This is a genomic window from Raineyella sp. (assembly GCF_034933565.1).
Taxonomy (GTDB): domain Bacteria; phylum Actinomycetota; class Actinomycetes; order Propionibacteriales; family Propionibacteriaceae; genus Raineyella.
In genome coordinates this window covers 67,747-84,872 of record NZ_JAYFNG010000013.1, presented here as the reverse complement: position 1 = coordinate 84,872, position 17,126 = coordinate 67,747, and the positions used below count along the sequence as shown (strand labels likewise).

Genomic DNA, 17,126 nt, shown 5'->3' with positions numbered 1-17,126 from the left:
AACGGCGGGCCCAGAAGCTGGAGCCGGGCCGGGCTATCACCGCGCGGACGGCTGCGACGGACAGGAGGTACACCCTGCTGGACGACACGTGGCGCGGCGGCGTCGCCGACGGTGAGACGGAGGAGGACGCGATCCGGCGGCTCGCACCCGTCCTCGAGGCCCTGTTTTCGCAGGCGGTCGCGATCAGGGCTGCTGGGGGCTCTGCTGGTGCCGCTCCGCGATGACGGCGGCGATGGCCGCCCTGATCCGGGCGGTCAGCGAGTGGACGTCGTCCTCGGGGCGCAGCCAGACCTTCCGGCTCGGGCCGTCGTCGTACCAGGCTTCGACGTAGAGCCGAGGGTCCCAGTAGTCTGCCATCCGCATCAGCATCACTTGGCAGTCCGGGTCGGCGGGGCGGCCGGCCCGGGCGATCGCCTCCCACGCGAGGTCGCGCGGGTGGTTCCTCAGGTCACGGGGGCCGAAGGGCGGATCGCCGGGCCCGCCGTAGGGCCGCGGCACGTCGTCGGTCATGGGGTGCTCCTGTCGGCGGGGGTCACGCCCGCGCTCTGCCGAGGGCGCACCGGGGCGCACCGGGGCGCACCGAGCGGAGCGGATGATTGCCTCCCGCGTGATTGCGTGGATCGGCCAGGCGCACAAGGCACACCTCCCCCAACACGGATTACTACCATTAATTATCAGATCACTACCAATTCCACGTTCCTTCAGCTATGCCAAAAGGACCTCTCCCGTAAGGAAAGGACCTCTGACAAGGGAAAACGTAGGGTTCGAGAGACTCGGAACTCTCAGGTCTTCTGGTGGGCGCAACCGGACTCGAACCGATGACATCCTGCTTGTAAGGCAGGCGCTCTACCAACTGAGCTATGCGCCCTCACGGCAGACGTCGACTATACCGGGAAGTGGACGTGCACCGCCCCGAGGTGTTCGCCGATGTCACGGGTGGCGGGCAGGTCGACGACCTTCGACCAGACCAGGGCACCGTCGGGCCCGATCAGGTACGAGTGGCGCCGGTCGCAGCCGAGCTTGTCGTCGAAAGCCCCGTACGCCCGGCCGATCGCGCCGTGCGGCCAGTGGTCGCTGACCAGGGTGAAGCCCAGGTTCAGCCGCCGGTCCACCTCGCGCAGCACGAAGGTCGTGTCGGTGGCCACGGCGACGATCCGGCAATCGGCAGCGTCGAACAGGTACGCCATGTCGCGCAGGTGCTCCAGTTCGTCGCGGCAGACGGAGCTGAACGAGAAGGCGTAGAAGAACACCAGCACGGGGCTGCCGCGCCAATCACTGAGGTCGAAGTCGCGGCCGTGCTGGTCGTGGCCGTGGAAGTCCGGGACCGTCCGTCCGACGACGGGGACCTGCTGGTGCATCAGCGCCGGCTGCCCCGCGGCCGGACAAGCTTGTTCGCACTCCAGTCACCCGAGACGCTCGTGGTGGTGGAGGTCTGCGCCAGCCCGGAGGTGATCGCCGCCTCGGCGATGTCGGCGGGATCCACGTGTCCCTCACGCCCGACCTTCGGCGTCAGCAACCAGATGACACCGTCGGTCTTGAGGTCCGTGAGCGCATCGACGAGTCCGTCGGCGATGTCGCCGTCGTTCTCCCGCCACCACAACAACACGACATCGACCGCCTCGACGGCGTCCTCCACGAGTTCGCCGTCGACGGCGTCCTCGATCGCGATGCGCAACGTGTCGTCCACGTCCTCATCCCAGCCCAGCTCCTGGACGAGCTGGCCGGCGGCAAGGCCCAAACGGCCTGCGGCGTCGCTGGCCACGGAGGTATCCCCTTTCGATGGTTCGGCAACGGCACACCAAGTGTGTGAACACCACATTGCCAGACCCCAGGCCCGACGTCACGTCCGGCCCCCGGTGAGCAACGCTCCTGACGATCGACCCCTCGGGGCCGATGATGGACCATTAGGCTGGTAAGGCCCGCGAAAGGTACTTACTCTTTGCCTCATCACACAATGACGACCCAGGTCGGCACGAACGATAGGACGATGCATGGCCAACCGCGGTGACCGCCCCGCCCCCAGCGCGCAGGGCCTCCCGAGCCAGCTGCCGGACGTGGACCCCGAAGAGACCGAGGAATGGATCTCCTCTTTCGACGGGCTCCTCGAGGAGAAGGGCCCCCACCGGGCCCGCTACATCATGCTCGAGCTCCTGGCCCGGGCACGCCAGCGTCAGGTCGGACTGCCCTCCCTGCGCTCCACGGACTACATCAACACGATCAGCACGGCCGATGAGCCGCTCTTCCCGGGCGATGAGGAGACCGAGCGGGAGATCCGCCGGGCACTGCGCTGGAACGCTGCGGTGATGGTGTCGAAGGCGAATCGCAAGGGCCTCGAGGTCGGCGGCCACATCGCCACCTACCAGAGCGCCGCGAGCCTGTACGAGGTGGGCTTCAACCACTTCTTCCGCGGCAAGGACCACCCCGGTGGCGGCGACCAGATCTACTTCCAGGGCCATGCCTCCCCCGGCATGTACTCCCGGGCGTTCCTCGAGGGCCGGCTCGACGAGCACGACCTGGACGGATTCCGCCAGGAGGTCTCCCGCGGGCCGCACCAGGGGCTGTCCTCGTACCCCCACCCGCGGTTGATGCCGCAGTTCTGGGAGTTCCCGACGGTGTCGATGGGCATCGGCCCGCTGAACGCCATCTACCAGGCCCGGTTCAACCGCTACCTGCACAACCGTGGCATCAAGGACACCTCCCAGCAGCACGTCTGGGCCTTCCTCGGCGACGGCGAGATGGGCGAGCCCGAGTCGCTCGGCGCGATCGGCCGAGCCGCCCGTGAGGAACTCGACAACCTCACCTTCGTCATCAACTGCAACCTGCAGCAGCTCGACGGGCCGGTCGACGGCAACGGCAAGGTCATCCAGGATCTGGAGTCCTTCTTCCGCGGCGCCGGCTGGAACGTCATCAAGGTCCTCTGGTCGCGTGACTGGGACCCGCTGCTGGCCGCCGACCACGACGGGTCGCTGCTGCACAAGATGAACAGCACCCCCGACGGCCAGTTCCAGACCTACTCGATCGCGGACGGCTCCTACATCCGCGAGAAGTTCTTCGACAGCCCCGTCCTCAAGCGGATGGTCGAGGGGCTCTCCGACCGGCAGCTGCAGCGCCTGGGGCGTGGTGGCCACGACTATCGCAAGGTCTACGCGGCCTACAAGGCGGCCACCGAGCACGTCGGTCAACCGACCGTGATCCTCGCGCAGACGGTCAAGGGCTGGACGATCGATGCCCTCGAGGCGAAGAACGCCACCCACCAGATGAAGAAGCTCACCTCGGCCGACCTCAAGGCGTTCCGCGACCGGCTGCACCTGCCGATCCCGGACTCCGCCCTCGAGGACGCCTACCACCCGCCGTACTTCAAGCCGGCCGAGGACTCCCCGGCGATGCAGTACATGCGCGAGCGCCGTGCCGCCCTCGGCGGGGCCGTCCCGGAGCGCCGGGTCCGCCCCCGTGCCCTCAAGCTGCCCGGCGACGCCGTCTACAAGGAGCTGATGGCGCCGGGCAACCCGAAGGCCAAGGTCGCCACCACCCAGGCCTTCGTCCGGCTGCTACGCGACCTGATGCGCGATCCGGAGATCGGCCAGCGGATCGTGCCGATCGCCCCCGACGAGTTCCGGACCTTCGGCATGGACTCGATGTTCCCGACGGCCAAGCTGTACGACCCGAAGGGCCAGACCTACGAGTCCGTCGACCGCAAGCTGCTGCTGGCCTGGAAGTCCTCGACGCAGGGCCAGCTGCTGCACGAGGGCATCTCGGAGGCCGGCGGGCTGGCCTCGTTCACCGCGGCGGGCAGCGCGTACGCCACCCACGGCGAGCCGATGATCCCGGTGTTCATCTTCTACTCGATGTTCGGCTTCCAGCGGGTCGGCGACTTCATCTGGGCCGCCAGCGACCAGATGTCACGCGGCTTCCTGCTCGGCGCCACCGCGGGACGGACCACGCTGACCGGCGAGGGTCTGCAGCACGCCGACGGCCACTCCCCGCTGCTCGCGTCGACGAACCCGGCCGTGGTGCACTACGACCCGGCGTTCGCGTTCGAGATCGCGCTCATCGTCAAGGACGGCCTGCGCCGGATGTACGGCCACGACGATCCTGAGCACCCGCAGGGCGAGAACGTCATCTACTACCTGACCGTGTACAACGAGCCGGTGCGCCAGCCCGGCCCGGAGGCGGGTCTGGACGTCGAGGGCGTGCTCAAGGGCCTGCACCTGTTCCGCCCGGCCGAGGACCACGGGTACGCCCGGGTCCGACTGCTGGCCTCGGGTGTCGGCGTGCCGTGGGCCCTGGAGGCGCAGCAGATCCTCGCCGACGAGTGGCAGGTCGACGCCGACGTCTGGTCGGTGACCTCGTGGAACGAGCTCAACCGCGAGGCGCTCGACTGCGCCAAGTGGAACCTCGGCCACCCCGCCGCCGAGCACCGACTGCCGTACGTCACCCGCAAGCTGGCCGAGACCACCGGACCGGTGGTGGCGGTGAGCGACTACATGCGGGCGGTCCAGGAGCAGATCCGGCCGTACGTGCCGGGTCCGTTCACCTCACTGGGTGCCGACGGCTACGGCTTCGCCGACACCCGGGCGGCGGCACGGCGCTTCTTCCAGATCGACGCCCCGTCGATCGTGGTCGCGGCGCTCGAGTCGCTCGAGGCCCAGGGCGCCTACCGGGCCGGTGCGGCCGCGGAGGCGTTCGCGAAGTACCGGATCGATGACCCGACCGCGGTCGCGCATGTCGCCCAGGAAGGCGCCGGCGCCTGACCATGGCCCTGACCTGGATCCAGCTCCCCTCGACCCGTTCGCGTGCCTCGATCGCCCGGCGCCTGCGCCAGGTGGCGGCGAAGATGACCACCGCCGCCATCGCGGAGGTCGACACGCGCTACGAGTGGTTCGGACGTCTCAGTCCGGAGCACCGGGCCTCGGTGACCCTGGTCGCCCGCGCGGGCGTCGACGGGTTCATCAACTGGTTCGGCGAGGGGGGCTCGGACCGGCAGGTGCAGATCTTCGACCGGGCGCCCCGGGACCTGTCCCGGCACGTGTCGCTGAAGCAGACGGTCGACCTGACCCGCAGCATCATCGACACCGTCGACGCCCAGGTCGATGAGCTGATGCCGCGGGCCGACCGGCCCTATCTGCACGCCGCGCTGAACGAGTACAGCCGGGACGTCGCCTTCGCCGCCGCCGAGGTCTATGCGGCGGCGGCGGAGGTGCGCGGCGCCTGGGACATCCGCCAGGAGGCGACCGTCGTCGACGCGATCATGCGCGGCGAGGTCGACGACTCGGTGATGTCGCGGGTCGCGACCCTGGGCTGGCGGTCCACCGCCGGCGCGCTGGTGATGGTCGGCTCCGCCCCCGGCCCCGAGGCCGAGGGCAAGATCGAGGACACCCGGCGGATGGCCCGCAGCCGCAAGCTGGACTGCCTCGCGGCGGTGCACAGCGACCGGCTGGTGGTCGTCCTGGGTGGCGATCCGCTGGCGACCGATGCCGACCCGCTGCCCGTCGTCGCCCCACTGGCGGAGCGCTTCGGCGAGGGCCCGGTGGTGGTCGGCCCGCGGGTCGACCACCTGACCCAGGCCAGTGGCAGCGCCCGGGCCGCCCTGTCGGGCCTGCGGGCGGCGCCCGGGTGGCCGGCCGCACCCCGTCCGGTGCATGCCGACGACCTGCTGCCGGAGCGGGCGCTGTCCGGCGACGGGCACGCCCGGCGCGCCCTGGCCCGCGACGTCTACGGCCCACTGGTCGACTCCGGTGGCGGGCTGCTGGAGACGCTGACCTGCTTCCTCGACGAGGGGCTGTCGATCGAGGCCTCCGCCCGAGCCCTGTTCGTGCACGCCAACACGGTGCGCTACCGGCTCAAGCGGATCCACGAGGTGACCGGCTACTCCCCCACCGACCCGCGCGACTCGTACACCCTGCGCCTGGCCCTCACCCTCGGGCGGTTGCTGGCCGACCACAACGGCTGAGACCCGCCCCGACGCCCCGGCGCGCCTTCGCCGGGGCGTGGGTTGTGGGGTTCCGACAAACTTGGGACGTCCGATTTCGTCCGGGGCCCTGCCGCATCCGGGGCGTCGAGGCGGGAGAGTGGGAGGGTGCTCGCAGTCGTCGCGCCGGGACAAGGCGCTCAGAAACCAGGATTTCTCACCCCGTGGCTGGCTGACCCCGCCTTCGCCGATCGACTGAACTGGCTTTCGGCGGTCTCCGGTCTCGACCTCGAGCACTACGGGACCGGGGCCGACGAGGACACCATCCGGGACACCGCCGTCGCCCAGCCGCTGCTCGTCGCCGCCGGCCTGGCCACCGCGGCCGCCCTCTTCGACTCCGCCGAGGCCTTCCGCGAGGTGGGTGTGGTCGCCGGGCACTCGGTCGGTGAGATCACCGCCGCCGCCCTGGTCGGCGTGCTGTCCGCCGAGCAGGCCCTGGTCTTCGTCCGCGAGCGCGGCAAGGGCATGGCGGAGGCCTCCGCCGTACGTCCCACCTCGATGACCGCCGTCATCGGCGGTAAGGAGGACGAGGTCCTCGCCGCGATCGAGGCCGCCGGGCTGACCGCGGCCAACCACAACGGTGCGGGCCAGATCGTCGCCGCCGGCACCGTCGAGGAGCTGGCGGCCCTGCAGGCCGATGCCCCGGCCCGCACCCGGATCATCCCGCTGAGCGTCGCGGGCGCCTTCCACACCGTGCACATGGCTCCGGCGACCGCCCGACTGCAGCGGCTGGCCCGCGGCATCACGACGCACGAGCCGAGCACCCGGCTGGTACAGAACCGCGACGGGCTCGTCGTCGGGTCCGGTGCCGAGATGCTCCAGCGGCTGGTCGGTCAGGTGGAGGCCCCGGTCCGCTGGGACCTGTGCATGGCGACCATGCGCGACCTCGGCGTCACCGGCCTGCTCGAGCTGACCCCCGCGGGGACCCTGACCGGCATCGCCAAGCGCAATCTCAAGGGCGTCGAGATCTTCGCCCTGAACACCCCCGACGAGCTGCCCGCCGCCCGGGAGTTCGTCACCCGGCACACCCAGTCCACCGACCAGACCGAGGACCCGGAGGTCACCCGATGAGCTTCTCCCCCCGCCACCCGATCAAGGCTTCCGAAGGTTCGCCGTACTCCCGGATCTACGGGATGTCCGGCTACACCCCTTCGCGGATCGTCACCAACGAGGAGGTCTGCACCTGGATCGAGTCCTCCGACGAGTGGATCCGCACCCGGTCGGGGATCTCGACCCGGCACTGGGCCACCGGTGAGGAGACCGTCGAGTACATGTCGGTCGAGGCCGCCAAGCTCGCGATCGAGCGCTCCGGGGTCCCGGTCGAGGAGATCGGCGCGATCGTCGTCTCCACCGTCGGCTGGTTCACCCAGACCCCGAGCCTGGCCTGCGTGATCGCCGGTGACCTGGGCAGCAAGGCGGCGGCGTACGACATCTCGGCCGCCTGCGCGGGCTTCTCATACGCGATCGCCCAGGGCGACGCCCTGGTGCGATCCGGTGCGGCGAAGTACGTGCTGGCGATCGGCGTGGAGCGGCTGTCCGACCTGACCGACAAGAGCGACCGTTCGACCGCCTTCATCTTCGGTGACGGCGCCGGCGCCGCAGTGATCGGCCCCTCCGACGAGCCGGGCATCGGCCCGGTGGTGTGGGGCTCCGACGCCGAGCAGGGCCACCTGATCCAGCAGGTGCCGCACTGGCCCCAGGCCGTCGACGAGGGCAAGCGGCCGGTCCTGGTGATGGACGGCAACCCGGTCTTCAAGTGGGCCGCGTTCACCGTCTGCCACTACGCCGAGCAGGCGCTGGCCGCCGCCGGGCTGGCCCCCGAGGAGCTGGACGTCTTCGTCCCGCACCAGGCGAACGACCGGATCACCCAGGCGATGGTCCGCACCCTGAAGCTGCCCGAGTCGGTGCTGGTGTCGCACAACATCGCCAACACCGGCAACGCGTCGGCCGCCTCCATCCCGATGGCCATCGAGGCCCTGTACCAGGACGGTCGGGTCCACTCGGGCGAGACCTGCCTGATCATCGGCTTCGGCGCCGGACTGGTCTACTCCGGCCAGGTCATCGTCCTGCCCTGATACCTTCCAACCTGACCAAACTCACCCACCACAAGGAGAAAAGTATGGCTACCACCGAAGAGATCACCGCTGCCATGGGCGAGATCGTGAACGAGGTCGCGGGTATCCCGGTCGAGGACGTCCAGCTCGACAAGTCGTTCACCGACGACCTGGACATCGACTCGCTGTCGATGGTCGAGATCATCTACGCCGCCGAGGAGAAGTTCGGCGTCTCGATCCCCGACGAGGAGTCGAAGAACCTCAAGACCGTCGGCGACGCCGTCGCCTACATCGAGCGCGCGTCCAACTGACACCGGCTCCGGTCGTGGGGCCGGCACCGGCCGGGGGCCGGCCCCACACCAGCAGAACACTTCCCGCGATCGCTAGGAGACCCTGAACCATGTCCTCCACCGTTGTCGTCACCGGGTTCGGTGCCACGACCCCCCTGGGCGGTGACGCCGCCACCACGTGGGCCAATGTCGTCAAGGGCACCCCGGGTGTCCACGCACTGCCGTACGACTGGGCACAGGACCTGCCGACCCGGATCGCCGCGGAGGCCGCCGTCGACCCCACGACGCTGATCGATCGCGTCGAGGCCCGCAAGATGGACCGGTCCACCCAGCTCGGCATCGTCGCCGCCCTCGAGGCCTGGCAGCACGCCGGCTTCGGGCTGGACGACGAGAACCCCGTCGACCCCACCCGGCTGGCCGTATCGGTCGGCACCGGGATCGGCGGCCTGCACACCCTGATCGGGCAGTGGGACGTGCAGAAGGAGAAGGGCCACCGCCGGGTGAGCCCGTTCACCATCCCCAAGCTGATGGCGAACGCCCCGGCCGCAACGGTCGGTCTGCGACTGCGGGCCCGCGCGGGCATCCACACCCCGGTCTCCGCCTGCGCCTCCGGCAACGAGGCGATCGCCCAGGGCCTCGACATCATCCGCCTCGGCCGTGCCGATGTGGTCGTCGTCGGTGGCGCCGAGGGCGTCATCCATCCGCTGCCGGTGGCCGCCTTCGGCCAGATGCAGGCGCTCTCACGTCGCAACGACGAGCCGGAGAAGGCCTCCCGCCCGTGGGACAAGCACCGCGACGGCTTCGTCCTCGGTGAGGGGGCCGCCATGCTCGTGCTCGAGTCGCTGGAGCATGCGATCGCCCGCGGCGCCACCATCTACGCCACCCTCGCCGGCGCCGGTGTCACCTCCGACGCGTACGACATGGTCGCCCCCGACCCGGACGGCGTCGGCCAGTCCGAGGCGGTCCGGTTGGCCGTCCTGGACGGTGGGCTGCAGCCCGGCGACGTCAAGCACGTCAACGCGCACGCCACCTCCACCCCGGCCGGTGACCTCACCGAGGTCCGCTCGGTGCGCTCGGCCCTGGGCGATGCCACCGACGACGTCATCTTCACCGGGACGAAGTCGCAGACCGGTCACCTCCTGGGTGCCGCCGGCGCGATGGAGTCGATCTTCACCGTGCTGGCGTTGAAGAACCGCATCGTCCCGCCGACGATCAACCTCGAGGACCCCGAGGACTCCCTCGACATCGACATCGCCACGACGGCCCGCGAGCTGCCGCAGGGCGACATCGCCGCGATCAACAACTCGTTCGGCTTCGGTGGGCACAACGTCGCCCTGGCGTTCACCACCGGCAACATCACCGAGGGCTGACCGCCGGGCGCTCGCCGACACGTCAGGACCCCATCACCCGGGACTCTCCGGGCGATGGGGTCCTGTGCCGTCAACCTCGCGCGTGCCCGGATACCAGGGCTCAGACGGCGCGGTGCAGTCAGACGGCGCGGTGCAGCCAGCGCACCGGTGCACCCTCCCCGGCCCAGCGGAAGACCTCCAGCTCGCTGTCCCAGGGCTCGCCCAGCAGGTCGAGCATCGCCGCCTGTGGGTCGTCCTGGCTCATCGCCCAGCGGATCCGCTCCTCAGGCACCACGATGTCGCCGTTGTGGCCGACCTGGCCGCGGAACATCCCCAGCCGTGGAGTCCACATCCAACGCTGACCGTCGCTGATGGCTGTCGGCTCCTCGGTCAGCTCGAAACGCAGATGGTCCCAGCCGCGCAGCGCTGAGGTCACCTTCGCCCCGAGTCCCACCGGCCCGATCCATGAGTGCTCACAGCGCTGTAGACCCGGCTCGGCGGGTTGCGGCTGCCAGTCCAGGTGCACGGGCATGCCGAACGCCCCGCCGACGGCCCATTCGAGATGCGGGCGCAGCGCCGACGGTGCGGAGTGGACGTACAGGACGCCCCTGGTGTTCGTCATGTTCGTTCCTCCCTGGTACGAGATACGCCTTCCCCAGCAACCTCGCGTCCACGTCGGAACAGTCCCCATTCTTGCCGACCGGGGGTCAGGACGCCAGTCGGCCGAGCGAGCTACCGGGGCGGGCGCTCGCCGAAGATCGCCCGACCGACCCGTACGCAGGTGGCGCCATGGGCGATGGCGAGCTCGAAGTCCCCCGACATCCCCATCGACAGCTCGTCGTAGCTGCCCGCCGCCCGGTCGTCCTGGCGCAACCGCTCCCGCAGCGTCCGCATCCGCTCGAAGCAGGCGCCGACCCGGGCCGGGTCGGCCGACCGCACCGCGACGGTCATCAGGCCGCGGACCCGCAGCGAGTCGTACGCCCGCAGTTCGGCCGCCAGGGCAGCGGCCTCGTCCGGGGCGACACCGGACTTCTGCGGCTCCCCCGACGAGTTCACCTCGAGCAGCACATCCAGGCCCCGCCCCTCCGCCTGCAGCCGGCGGTCGAGCTCGCGGGCCAGCCGGACCGAGTCGAGGGCCTGGAACTCGACCGCGAACCGAGCGACGTCCTTCGCCTTGTTCGTCTGCAGGTGCCCGATGATCGCCCATTCGACGCCGGGCCAGTCCAGGCTGCCCTGCCACTTGGCGACGGCCTCCTGGACCCGGTTCTCCCCCAGTCGCCGGTAGCCGGCGTCGTACGCCATGCGGATGGTCTCCAGGCCGTGGGTCTTGGTGACCGGCAGCAGTCGTACCTCCCCGGGGTCACGGCCCGCGTCGCGGCAGGCCGCGTCGATCCTGCTGCGGACCTCCGCCAGGTTGGTACGTACGTCTGCCATGGGAGGCACCCTACTCAGGGCCAGCGCGCGGCCAGGGACACCACTCCGAGGCTGGCCAGCAGGGCGAACGCCACGGCGACGCCCACGTACCGGTTGGACACGTCCACCGGCACCGACTCCTTGCCGACCGACGAGCCGATGTCACGGTAGACGTCCTTGAGCTGCCCGGCGGTCTGGGCCCGGTAGGCCTTGCCGCCGGAGATCCGGGCGACGTTGGCCAGCTCGTTGTAGTCGACCGGGACGGGCTGGCGGCTGCCCTCGATCATGATCGACCCGCCGAGGGTGCCGTACGCGATGGTGTAGATCGGCACCGACTGGCTGCGGGCCTGTGCGGCGGCCTGCGCGGCCGGGCGCCCGATGGTGGTGAAGCCGTCGGAGAGCAGCACGATGCGGGCCGGCGGCGGGTCGTTCGGATGGTCGGGGTCGGGCGGCACCTGGTCCAGGGCCGCCAGCGAGGCGTAGATGCCGTCGCCGATCGCGGTGGACGGCTGCAGACGCAGGCTGTCGATGGCGGAGCTCACCACACCGCGGTCCTGGGTCGGCGGGACCACGATCGTCGCCGTCCCGGCGAACGAGACCAGGGCGACGTTGAACTTGGGCGGCAGCGACCGGGTGAACTCCTTCGCCGCGTCCTTGGCCGCCTCCAGCCGGCTCGGCGCCACGTCGTCGGCCTGCATCGACAGCGAGACGTCGATCGCCACCACGATCGTGGCCCGTTCCCGCGGGACCAGCACGTCCTGCTTGGGCCGGGCGAACGCGACGGTGAGGGCGACCAGGCTGAGCGCGGAGAGGATCACGGCCAGGTGGACCTGCCAGCCCCGCTCGACCCGCAGCGAGGCCAGCAGAGGATCGTGCCGACCCCGGCCGCCGGCAGCCGACCGGGAGACGAGGAGATGGATGCCGAGCAGCACCGGGACGAGCAGCAACAGCCACAGCCGGCCCGGCGAGAGGAACTGGATCAGCGGGATCATCGCCGGCGCGCCCCCAGGGTGATGGCCGCCAGGGTCGCGAGGACGGCGGCGATGATGGCGTAGCCGGCGAAGGTCGAGCTGACGTCGGTCGACTTCTTCTCCACCCCGACCTCGGAGCGGATGTCCCGGTAGACGCGTTCGAGCCGGCGGGTGTTGTCGGCGGTGAAGGTCTGCCCGCCGGTGATCCGCGACACCTCGGCCAGCGTCGCCGGATCGGGCGGGACGGTCTCCCGCTTCCCCTCGACGTCGACGTAGCCGTTCTCGGTGCCGAAGGCGATGGTGTGCACCGGCACCTTCGCGTCGGCGGCCCGCTGGGCCCCCTGGACAGCGCTCGTCCCGGCGGTGTTGTCACCGTCGGAGAGCAGCACGATGGCACCGGGCGCCGGCCGGTCGGGATGTGCCGGGTCGCGCGGCGCCTGCTCGAGGGCCCGCAGGCCGGCCAGGATCGCGTCCCCGATCGCGGTCGAGTCCTGCGGCTTGAGACCGGCCAGGGCCCGGGTGACGGCGGCATGGTCCAGGGTCGGCGGCACGACGACGGCCGGGGCCCCCGACAGCGTGACGAGGGAGACGTTGTACGTCGGCGGGATCTCCTCGACGAAGGAGGTGGCGGCCCGGACGGCTGCCGCGAGCCGGGTGGGGGCCACGTCGGTGGCCTCCATCGACAGCGACACGTCCATCACCAGCACGACGGTGGCCCGTTCGCGCGGCACGTCGGCCAGTGTGGTGGGCCGGGCCCAACCGGTCACCGCGGCCCCGAGCGCCAGCAGCGACAGGGCCACGGCGAGGTGACGCCGCCACTGCGAGCGCCGCCCGCCGACCAGGTCGAGCAGCGCGGTGGTGGTGATCCGGACGCCCCGCCGGCCCGGTCGCCGCGACGCCCAGACGTACAGGCCGACGATCACCGGGATGACCAGCAGGAACAGCAGCCGCCACGGGTCGCCGAAGGTGAGGTTGCGCCAGAAGTCGACGAAGCCGCTCATCGCGACACCCCGCGGGGCGGGCGGTGCAGCAGGGCGGCCGTCCGCCGGTACCCGAGGACGAACCGGGCGATCTCGGCGACCCAGTCCCCGTCGGTACGCAGCACGATGTGCCCCACGCCGCAGCGGCGCAGCGCCAGCCGGGTCCGTTCCCGCTGGCGGGCGGCGGCCACGTCCATCGCCCGGCGGAGCCGTACGTCACCGGTGTTGACGTAGCGCTCGAAGGGGGTCTCCGGCGAGCGGACGAGGATGTCGCCGAGATCGGGGAACTCGATCTCGCGGCGGTCGATCACCTCGACGGCGATCACCTGGTTGCGCACCGACAGCCGCCGTAGCGCCCGCTCCCACTCCGGCGCCACCTCGGGGTCGAGCTCGACGTCACCGGGGGTGAGGAAGTCCGACACGACGATCCGCAGCCCGCGCCGCCGCTGGGCCCGGCCCAGGGCGTCGATCGCCGCGGAGAGCGGCAGACCGGGATCGGTGTCGTCCGGGACGATCGGCTCCTCCAGCAGGGAGCGCAGCAACCCGTAGAGGGCGGTCCGCCCCGAACGGGCCGGGACGAGGCGTACCCCGGCGGGGCGCATCACCATCCCGCCGAACCGGTCCCCCATCCGCTGGGACAGGAACCCGAAGGTGGCCAGTGCCGCGATCCCCAGGTCCCGCTTGGTGACGCCGGCGGTGCCCCAGTTCATCGACGGGGTCATGTCGAGCAGCGACCAGACCTCCAGCTCGCGGTCGGCGATGGTGTCGCGGACGTGGGTTACCCGGGTGCGGGCGGTGACCGGCCAGTCGATCTTGCGGACGTCGTCCTCCCCCGGCAGGTACGGCCGGGCGTCGTTGGGGTCGCTGCCCGGCCCGGGCAGCACGCCCAGGTGGTCGCCCTGCAGGAAGCCCTCGAGCCGGCGGACGACCGTCAGCTCCAGCCGACGCAGGGCCGCCTCCGGCGCCAGCCGGTCGAGCGGCAGCGTCGGTCGGTCCGGGGGCCGGACCAGTGAGGAGGCGGGGCCGTCAACCATGGAACTCCGGTTGCGGGTACGGTGCCGGCGCCGCGACGGGCGGGGCCGGCTGGGTCGTCGGGGCCGGCTGGGCGGGCTGGTTCCACACCGGAGTCGGGGCCGGCACCATCGCCACGACGCGGTCGATCACCTCGACCGGGTCGATGTTGTCGGCGACGGCGTCGAACCCCAGCTGGAGACGATGGGACATCACGTCGCGGGCGATGGCCTGCACGTCGGCGGGCAGCACGTAGTCGCGACCGTTGATCAGGGCGAGGGCGCGGGACGCGCCCACCAGGCCGAGGGTGGCACGCGGCGAACAGCCGATGGCGATCACGTCGGCCAGATCCGGCATCCCGAAGTCGGCCGGCGCCCGGGTCGCCAGCACCAGCCGGACGATGTACTCGGCGACCAGCTGGTGCACGAAGACGTGGTTGGTCCGCTCCTGCAGCGCGAGCACGGAGGCGTTGTCCAGCACCGGCTCGGCCACCGGGACGTCGACACTCATCCGGCGCAGGATCTCGAACTCCTCGTCCCCGTGCGGGTACGGGACGTCCACCTTGAGCAGGAACCGGTCCCGCTGCGCCTCGGGCAGCGGGTAGACGCCCTCGGACTCGATCGGGTTCTGGGTGGCGATGACGATGTACGGGGAGGGGGCCGGGTACGTCGTGCCGCCGATGGACACCTGCCGCTCGGCCATCACCTCGAGCATCGCCGACTGCACCTTGGCCGGGGCCCGGTTGATCTCGTCGGCGAGCAGGAAGTTCACGAAGATCGGCCCCAGCTCGACGTCGAAGCCCTCCTGGGACTGCTTGTAGATGCGGGTGCCGACGATGTCGGAGGGCACCAGGTCGGGGGTGAACTGCACCCGGGCGAAATCACCGCCCACGACGGTGGCGAAGGTCCGTACGGCCAGGGTCTTGGCCGTGCCGGGCACCCCCTCCAGGAGACAGTGTCCGCGGGCGAGCAGGGCGACCATCAGCCGCTCCACCATGTGCTCCTGGCCGACGATGACCCGACGCACCTGCGTCAGGGCCATGTCGATCAGTCGGGCCGCCTCCTGGTTGTCCACCTCTGCCCCTCCCGTCCTGCGATCCGGACCATCCTCGCAGACCGCACGTCCATCATCGGCCACCACTCAAACGACCCCTCGGCTCCAGGGCGTGCCCTCAGCGTGACGATCCTGATTCTGATTTGGACCGAACGCCCCCTCGGCTCCAGGGCGTGCCCCCTTCGGCCTCGACCACGCCGCTCTTGGCCTTGGTGGGGTGTGGTGAGATGGGAGCGATGACTGCAGCCGCCGACCCCGAGCCGATCGCCCGGCCCCTCCGGCCCGAGGACCCGCCCCGGGTCGACGGGTTCTGGCTGGACGCCCGGTTGGTGGCGGGGCCCGCCGGGGTGGCGTACGCCGCCCGTTCCGCCGACGCACCGGGCGTACCGACCGTCGACACACCGGCCATCGACACACCGGCCGTCGAGGAGCGCGGCACCGGGCCCCTCGCGGAGCCCGACGCCGTGCTGGTGCTGCTGTCCCGCGGCGCGGCCGCCGATCGGGTGGCCCGGGACCGGTTCACCGGGCGCGTCGACCGGCTGCACGTCGACCTCGTCCTCGCCCGGGGCGGGTGGGGACAGGACACCGGCCGGCTGAGCTCTCGCCACCGGGCGATGCAGACCCCGGTCGCGAACGCCGAGCCCGACGCGCCATGGGTCGCCCTGACGGCCGACCAGCTCCCCCTCGCGACCTCGATCCTGGCCGACGTGGCCCTCGTCCTGCCATCGACCGGCCCGCCGCCCGCCGGCCCGGACTACCGCCTGCCCTGGGCCGATGACACCGCGCCGGGGCGTACGTCGGTGTGGCCGCTGCCCTGGCCCGGGCGGTTCGACCGCGCCGGGTGGCTGTCACTGTTCGTCTCCTGGCTGCTGATGATCCTGGTCGCCGCCGTCGCGGTGCTGGTGGCGATCCTGCTGTTCCGCCACGAACCGCCGCAGACGCCTCCGCCACCCCAGCCACAGTCGGCGTCGCCGTCCCCCTCCTCAGCGTCCCCGACCCCCACTCCGTCGCCGTCCCCCCGGTCGGCCTCACCGTCGCCGTCATCGGCGTCCCCGTCGCCGGTCTCGCCCTCACCGTCGCCGACGGCGAGCGGATCGGGCATCCCCGAAAGGTCCAGACTGTGATCCCCCGGCTCATCGCGACCGACCTCGACGGCACCTTCCTGCACCCGCGCGGCGAGGTCTCGGCGCTCAACGCCCGCGCCGTCCGGACAGCCCTCGACGAGGGCGTCCACGTCGTGTTCGCGACCGGCCGCCCGCCGACCTGGATGCAGCCGATCGTCGACCTGCAGCTGCCGAGTGCCCCGGTGATCGGCTGCAACGGGGCGATCCGCTACGACGCGGCGACCGGTGAGATCACCGAGCTGGTCGACATCGCCCCCGAGCTGATCTCGGCGCTGGGTACCCATGTCCGTGAGGTGCTGCCGGGGGCGACGCTGGGGCTGCAGTGGGCCGACTCGTTCGGCTACGAGCCGGGCTACCTGGACTCCCCGCCCGATGCGCCGGGCTATCGGTGTGCCCCGTTGGAGGACCTCCTGCTCGCCGGGGGCCCGGTGCTGAAGGTGCTGGTGCAGAGCTACCGCACGCCGCTGGATGACCTGCTCACCGCACTGCGTGAGGTCGCCGCCGACGAGCTGAGCCTGACCTGGTCCACCGCCGGGGTGGCGGCCGGCGACCGAGTGCTGGTGGAGGTCGGCGCCCGCGGCGTGGACAAGGCCGCGATGCTGGCCCGCTACTGCGCTTCCCTGGGGATCGGCGCCGAGGAGGTGGCGGCGTTCGGTGACATGCCGAACGACCTGGCGATGCTCAGCTGGGCCGGCCGGGCGTACGTGATGCCGCCGCGCCATCCGTTGCTCGCCGAGGTCGGCCGGGCGGTCGCGCACCCGTGCGCCGACGACGGGGTGGGCCGGACGATCCTGCAGTGGTTCCCGGGGTCCGGCCGCGACGCCTGACCCGGCCGCACAGCCTGACCCGGCGTGGGCTGACACGGCGTGGCGCCCTGCAGGGGGATGGTCCACCGGAGGTGAGCCGGTCGGCG

At 71.3% G+C, this 17,126-nt stretch carries 17 protein-coding genes and 1 tRNA gene; 8 read left to right on the top strand and 10 right to left on the bottom strand.

Annotated elements, in window-relative coordinates:
- Positions 1-183: 183 nt before the first annotated feature.
- From VB059_RS04835 to VB059_RS04820, 4 genes are all read right to left on the bottom strand, one after another.
- A complete protein-coding gene (locus VB059_RS04835; RefSeq protein WP_323420889.1) occupies positions 184-510 on the bottom strand; it encodes a hypothetical protein in 327 nt (108 codons plus the stop codon).
- 282 nt (positions 511-792) lie between these two features.
- Positions 793-868: transfer RNA gene (locus VB059_RS04830), tRNA-Val, on the bottom strand.
- 16 nt (positions 869-884) lie between these two features.
- Positions 885-1,358 (bottom strand): redoxin domain-containing protein, encoded by a 474-nt coding sequence (locus tag VB059_RS04825; RefSeq protein ID WP_323420888.1) that lies wholly within the window; start codon positions 1,356-1,358, stop codon positions 885-887.
- Positions 1,358-1,819, bottom strand: a complete 462-nt coding sequence (locus tag VB059_RS04820) for a DUF3052 domain-containing protein (protein WP_416339497.1) — start codon at positions 1,817-1,819, stop codon at positions 1,358-1,360. Before VB059_RS04820 ends, VB059_RS04825 begins: the two co-directional genes overlap by 1 nt.
- A 172-nt stretch (positions 1,820-1,991) precedes the next feature.
- Between VB059_RS04820 and aceE the strand changes: the two genes are divergently transcribed.
- From aceE to VB059_RS04790, 6 genes are all read left to right on the top strand, one after another.
- Positions 1,992-4,751, top strand: a complete 2,760-nt coding sequence (aceE, locus tag VB059_RS04815) for a pyruvate dehydrogenase (acetyl-transferring), homodimeric type (RefSeq protein WP_323420886.1) — start codon at positions 1,992-1,994, stop codon at positions 4,749-4,751.
- A 2-nt stretch (positions 4,752-4,753) separates the two neighbouring features.
- Entirely contained in the window at positions 4,754-5,950 is a 1,197-nt protein-coding gene (locus tag VB059_RS04810) for a PucR family transcriptional regulator (protein ID WP_323420885.1), read from the top strand.
- A gap of 126 nt (positions 5,951-6,076) precedes the next feature.
- Complete coding sequence (locus VB059_RS04805) at positions 6,077-7,039, top strand: ACP S-malonyltransferase (protein ID WP_323420884.1); 963 nt, start codon at positions 6,077-6,079, stop codon at positions 7,037-7,039.
- The gene (locus tag VB059_RS04800) at positions 7,036-8,043 is read left to right on the top strand and encodes a beta-ketoacyl-ACP synthase III (RefSeq protein ID WP_323420883.1); all 1,008 of its coding nucleotides are present in this window, start codon (positions 7,036-7,038) and stop codon (positions 8,041-8,043) included. Before VB059_RS04805 ends, VB059_RS04800 begins: the two co-directional genes overlap by 4 nt.
- 44 nt (positions 8,044-8,087) lie before the next feature.
- On the top strand, positions 8,088-8,333 hold the full coding sequence (locus VB059_RS04795; protein WP_153572913.1) for an acyl carrier protein: 246 nt from the start codon (positions 8,088-8,090) through the stop codon (positions 8,331-8,333).
- Positions 8,334-8,422: 89 nt separating this feature from the next.
- Positions 8,423-9,682 carry a beta-ketoacyl-[acyl-carrier-protein] synthase family protein gene (locus VB059_RS04790; protein WP_323420882.1) on the top strand — a complete coding sequence of 420 codons (1,260 nt, stop codon included), beginning with the start codon at positions 8,423-8,425 and terminating at the stop codon, positions 9,680-9,682.
- 118 nt (positions 9,683-9,800) lie between these two features.
- Here VB059_RS04790 and VB059_RS04785 read toward each other — a convergent pair whose 3' ends face one another.
- The 6 genes from VB059_RS04785 to VB059_RS04760 form a co-directional block, all read right to left on the bottom strand.
- Positions 9,801-10,283 carry a DUF3145 domain-containing protein gene (locus VB059_RS04785; protein ID WP_323420881.1) on the bottom strand — a complete coding sequence of 161 codons (483 nt, stop codon included), beginning with the start codon at positions 10,281-10,283 and terminating at the stop codon, positions 9,801-9,803.
- 110 nt (positions 10,284-10,393) lie between these two features.
- On the bottom strand, positions 10,394-11,095 hold the full coding sequence (locus tag VB059_RS04780) for a YggS family pyridoxal phosphate-dependent enzyme (RefSeq protein ID WP_323420880.1): 702 nt from the start codon (positions 11,093-11,095) through the stop codon (positions 10,394-10,396).
- A gap of 14 nt (positions 11,096-11,109) precedes the next feature.
- Positions 11,110-12,066, bottom strand: a complete 957-nt coding sequence (locus tag VB059_RS04775; RefSeq protein ID WP_323420879.1) for a VWA domain-containing protein — start codon at positions 12,064-12,066, stop codon at positions 11,110-11,112.
- On the bottom strand, positions 12,063-13,046 hold the full coding sequence (locus tag VB059_RS04770) for a VWA domain-containing protein (RefSeq protein ID WP_323420878.1): 984 nt from the start codon (positions 13,044-13,046) through the stop codon (positions 12,063-12,065). Before VB059_RS04770 ends, VB059_RS04775 begins: the two co-directional genes overlap by 4 nt.
- A complete protein-coding gene (locus VB059_RS04765; RefSeq protein WP_323420877.1) occupies positions 13,043-14,059 on the bottom strand; it encodes a DUF58 domain-containing protein in 1,017 nt (338 codons plus the stop codon). The genes VB059_RS04770 and VB059_RS04765 overlap by 4 nt, the downstream gene beginning before the upstream one ends.
- The gene (locus tag VB059_RS04760; protein WP_323420909.1) at positions 14,052-15,077 is read right to left on the bottom strand and encodes a MoxR family ATPase; all 1,026 of its coding nucleotides are present in this window, start codon (positions 15,075-15,077) and stop codon (positions 14,052-14,054) included. Before VB059_RS04760 ends, VB059_RS04765 begins: the two co-directional genes overlap by 8 nt.
- A gap of 248 nt (positions 15,078-15,325) precedes the next feature.
- Here VB059_RS04760 and VB059_RS04755 point away from each other — a divergent pair, with 248 nt between their 5' ends.
- On the top strand, positions 15,326-16,213 hold the full coding sequence (locus VB059_RS04755) for a hypothetical protein (RefSeq protein ID WP_323420876.1): 888 nt from the start codon (positions 15,326-15,328) through the stop codon (positions 16,211-16,213).
- Entirely contained in the window at positions 16,210-17,040 is an 831-nt protein-coding gene (locus tag VB059_RS04750) for an HAD family hydrolase (protein WP_323420875.1), read from the top strand. The genes VB059_RS04755 and VB059_RS04750 overlap by 4 nt, the downstream gene beginning before the upstream one ends.
- The last annotated feature ends 86 nt before the right edge of the window (positions 17,041-17,126 follow it).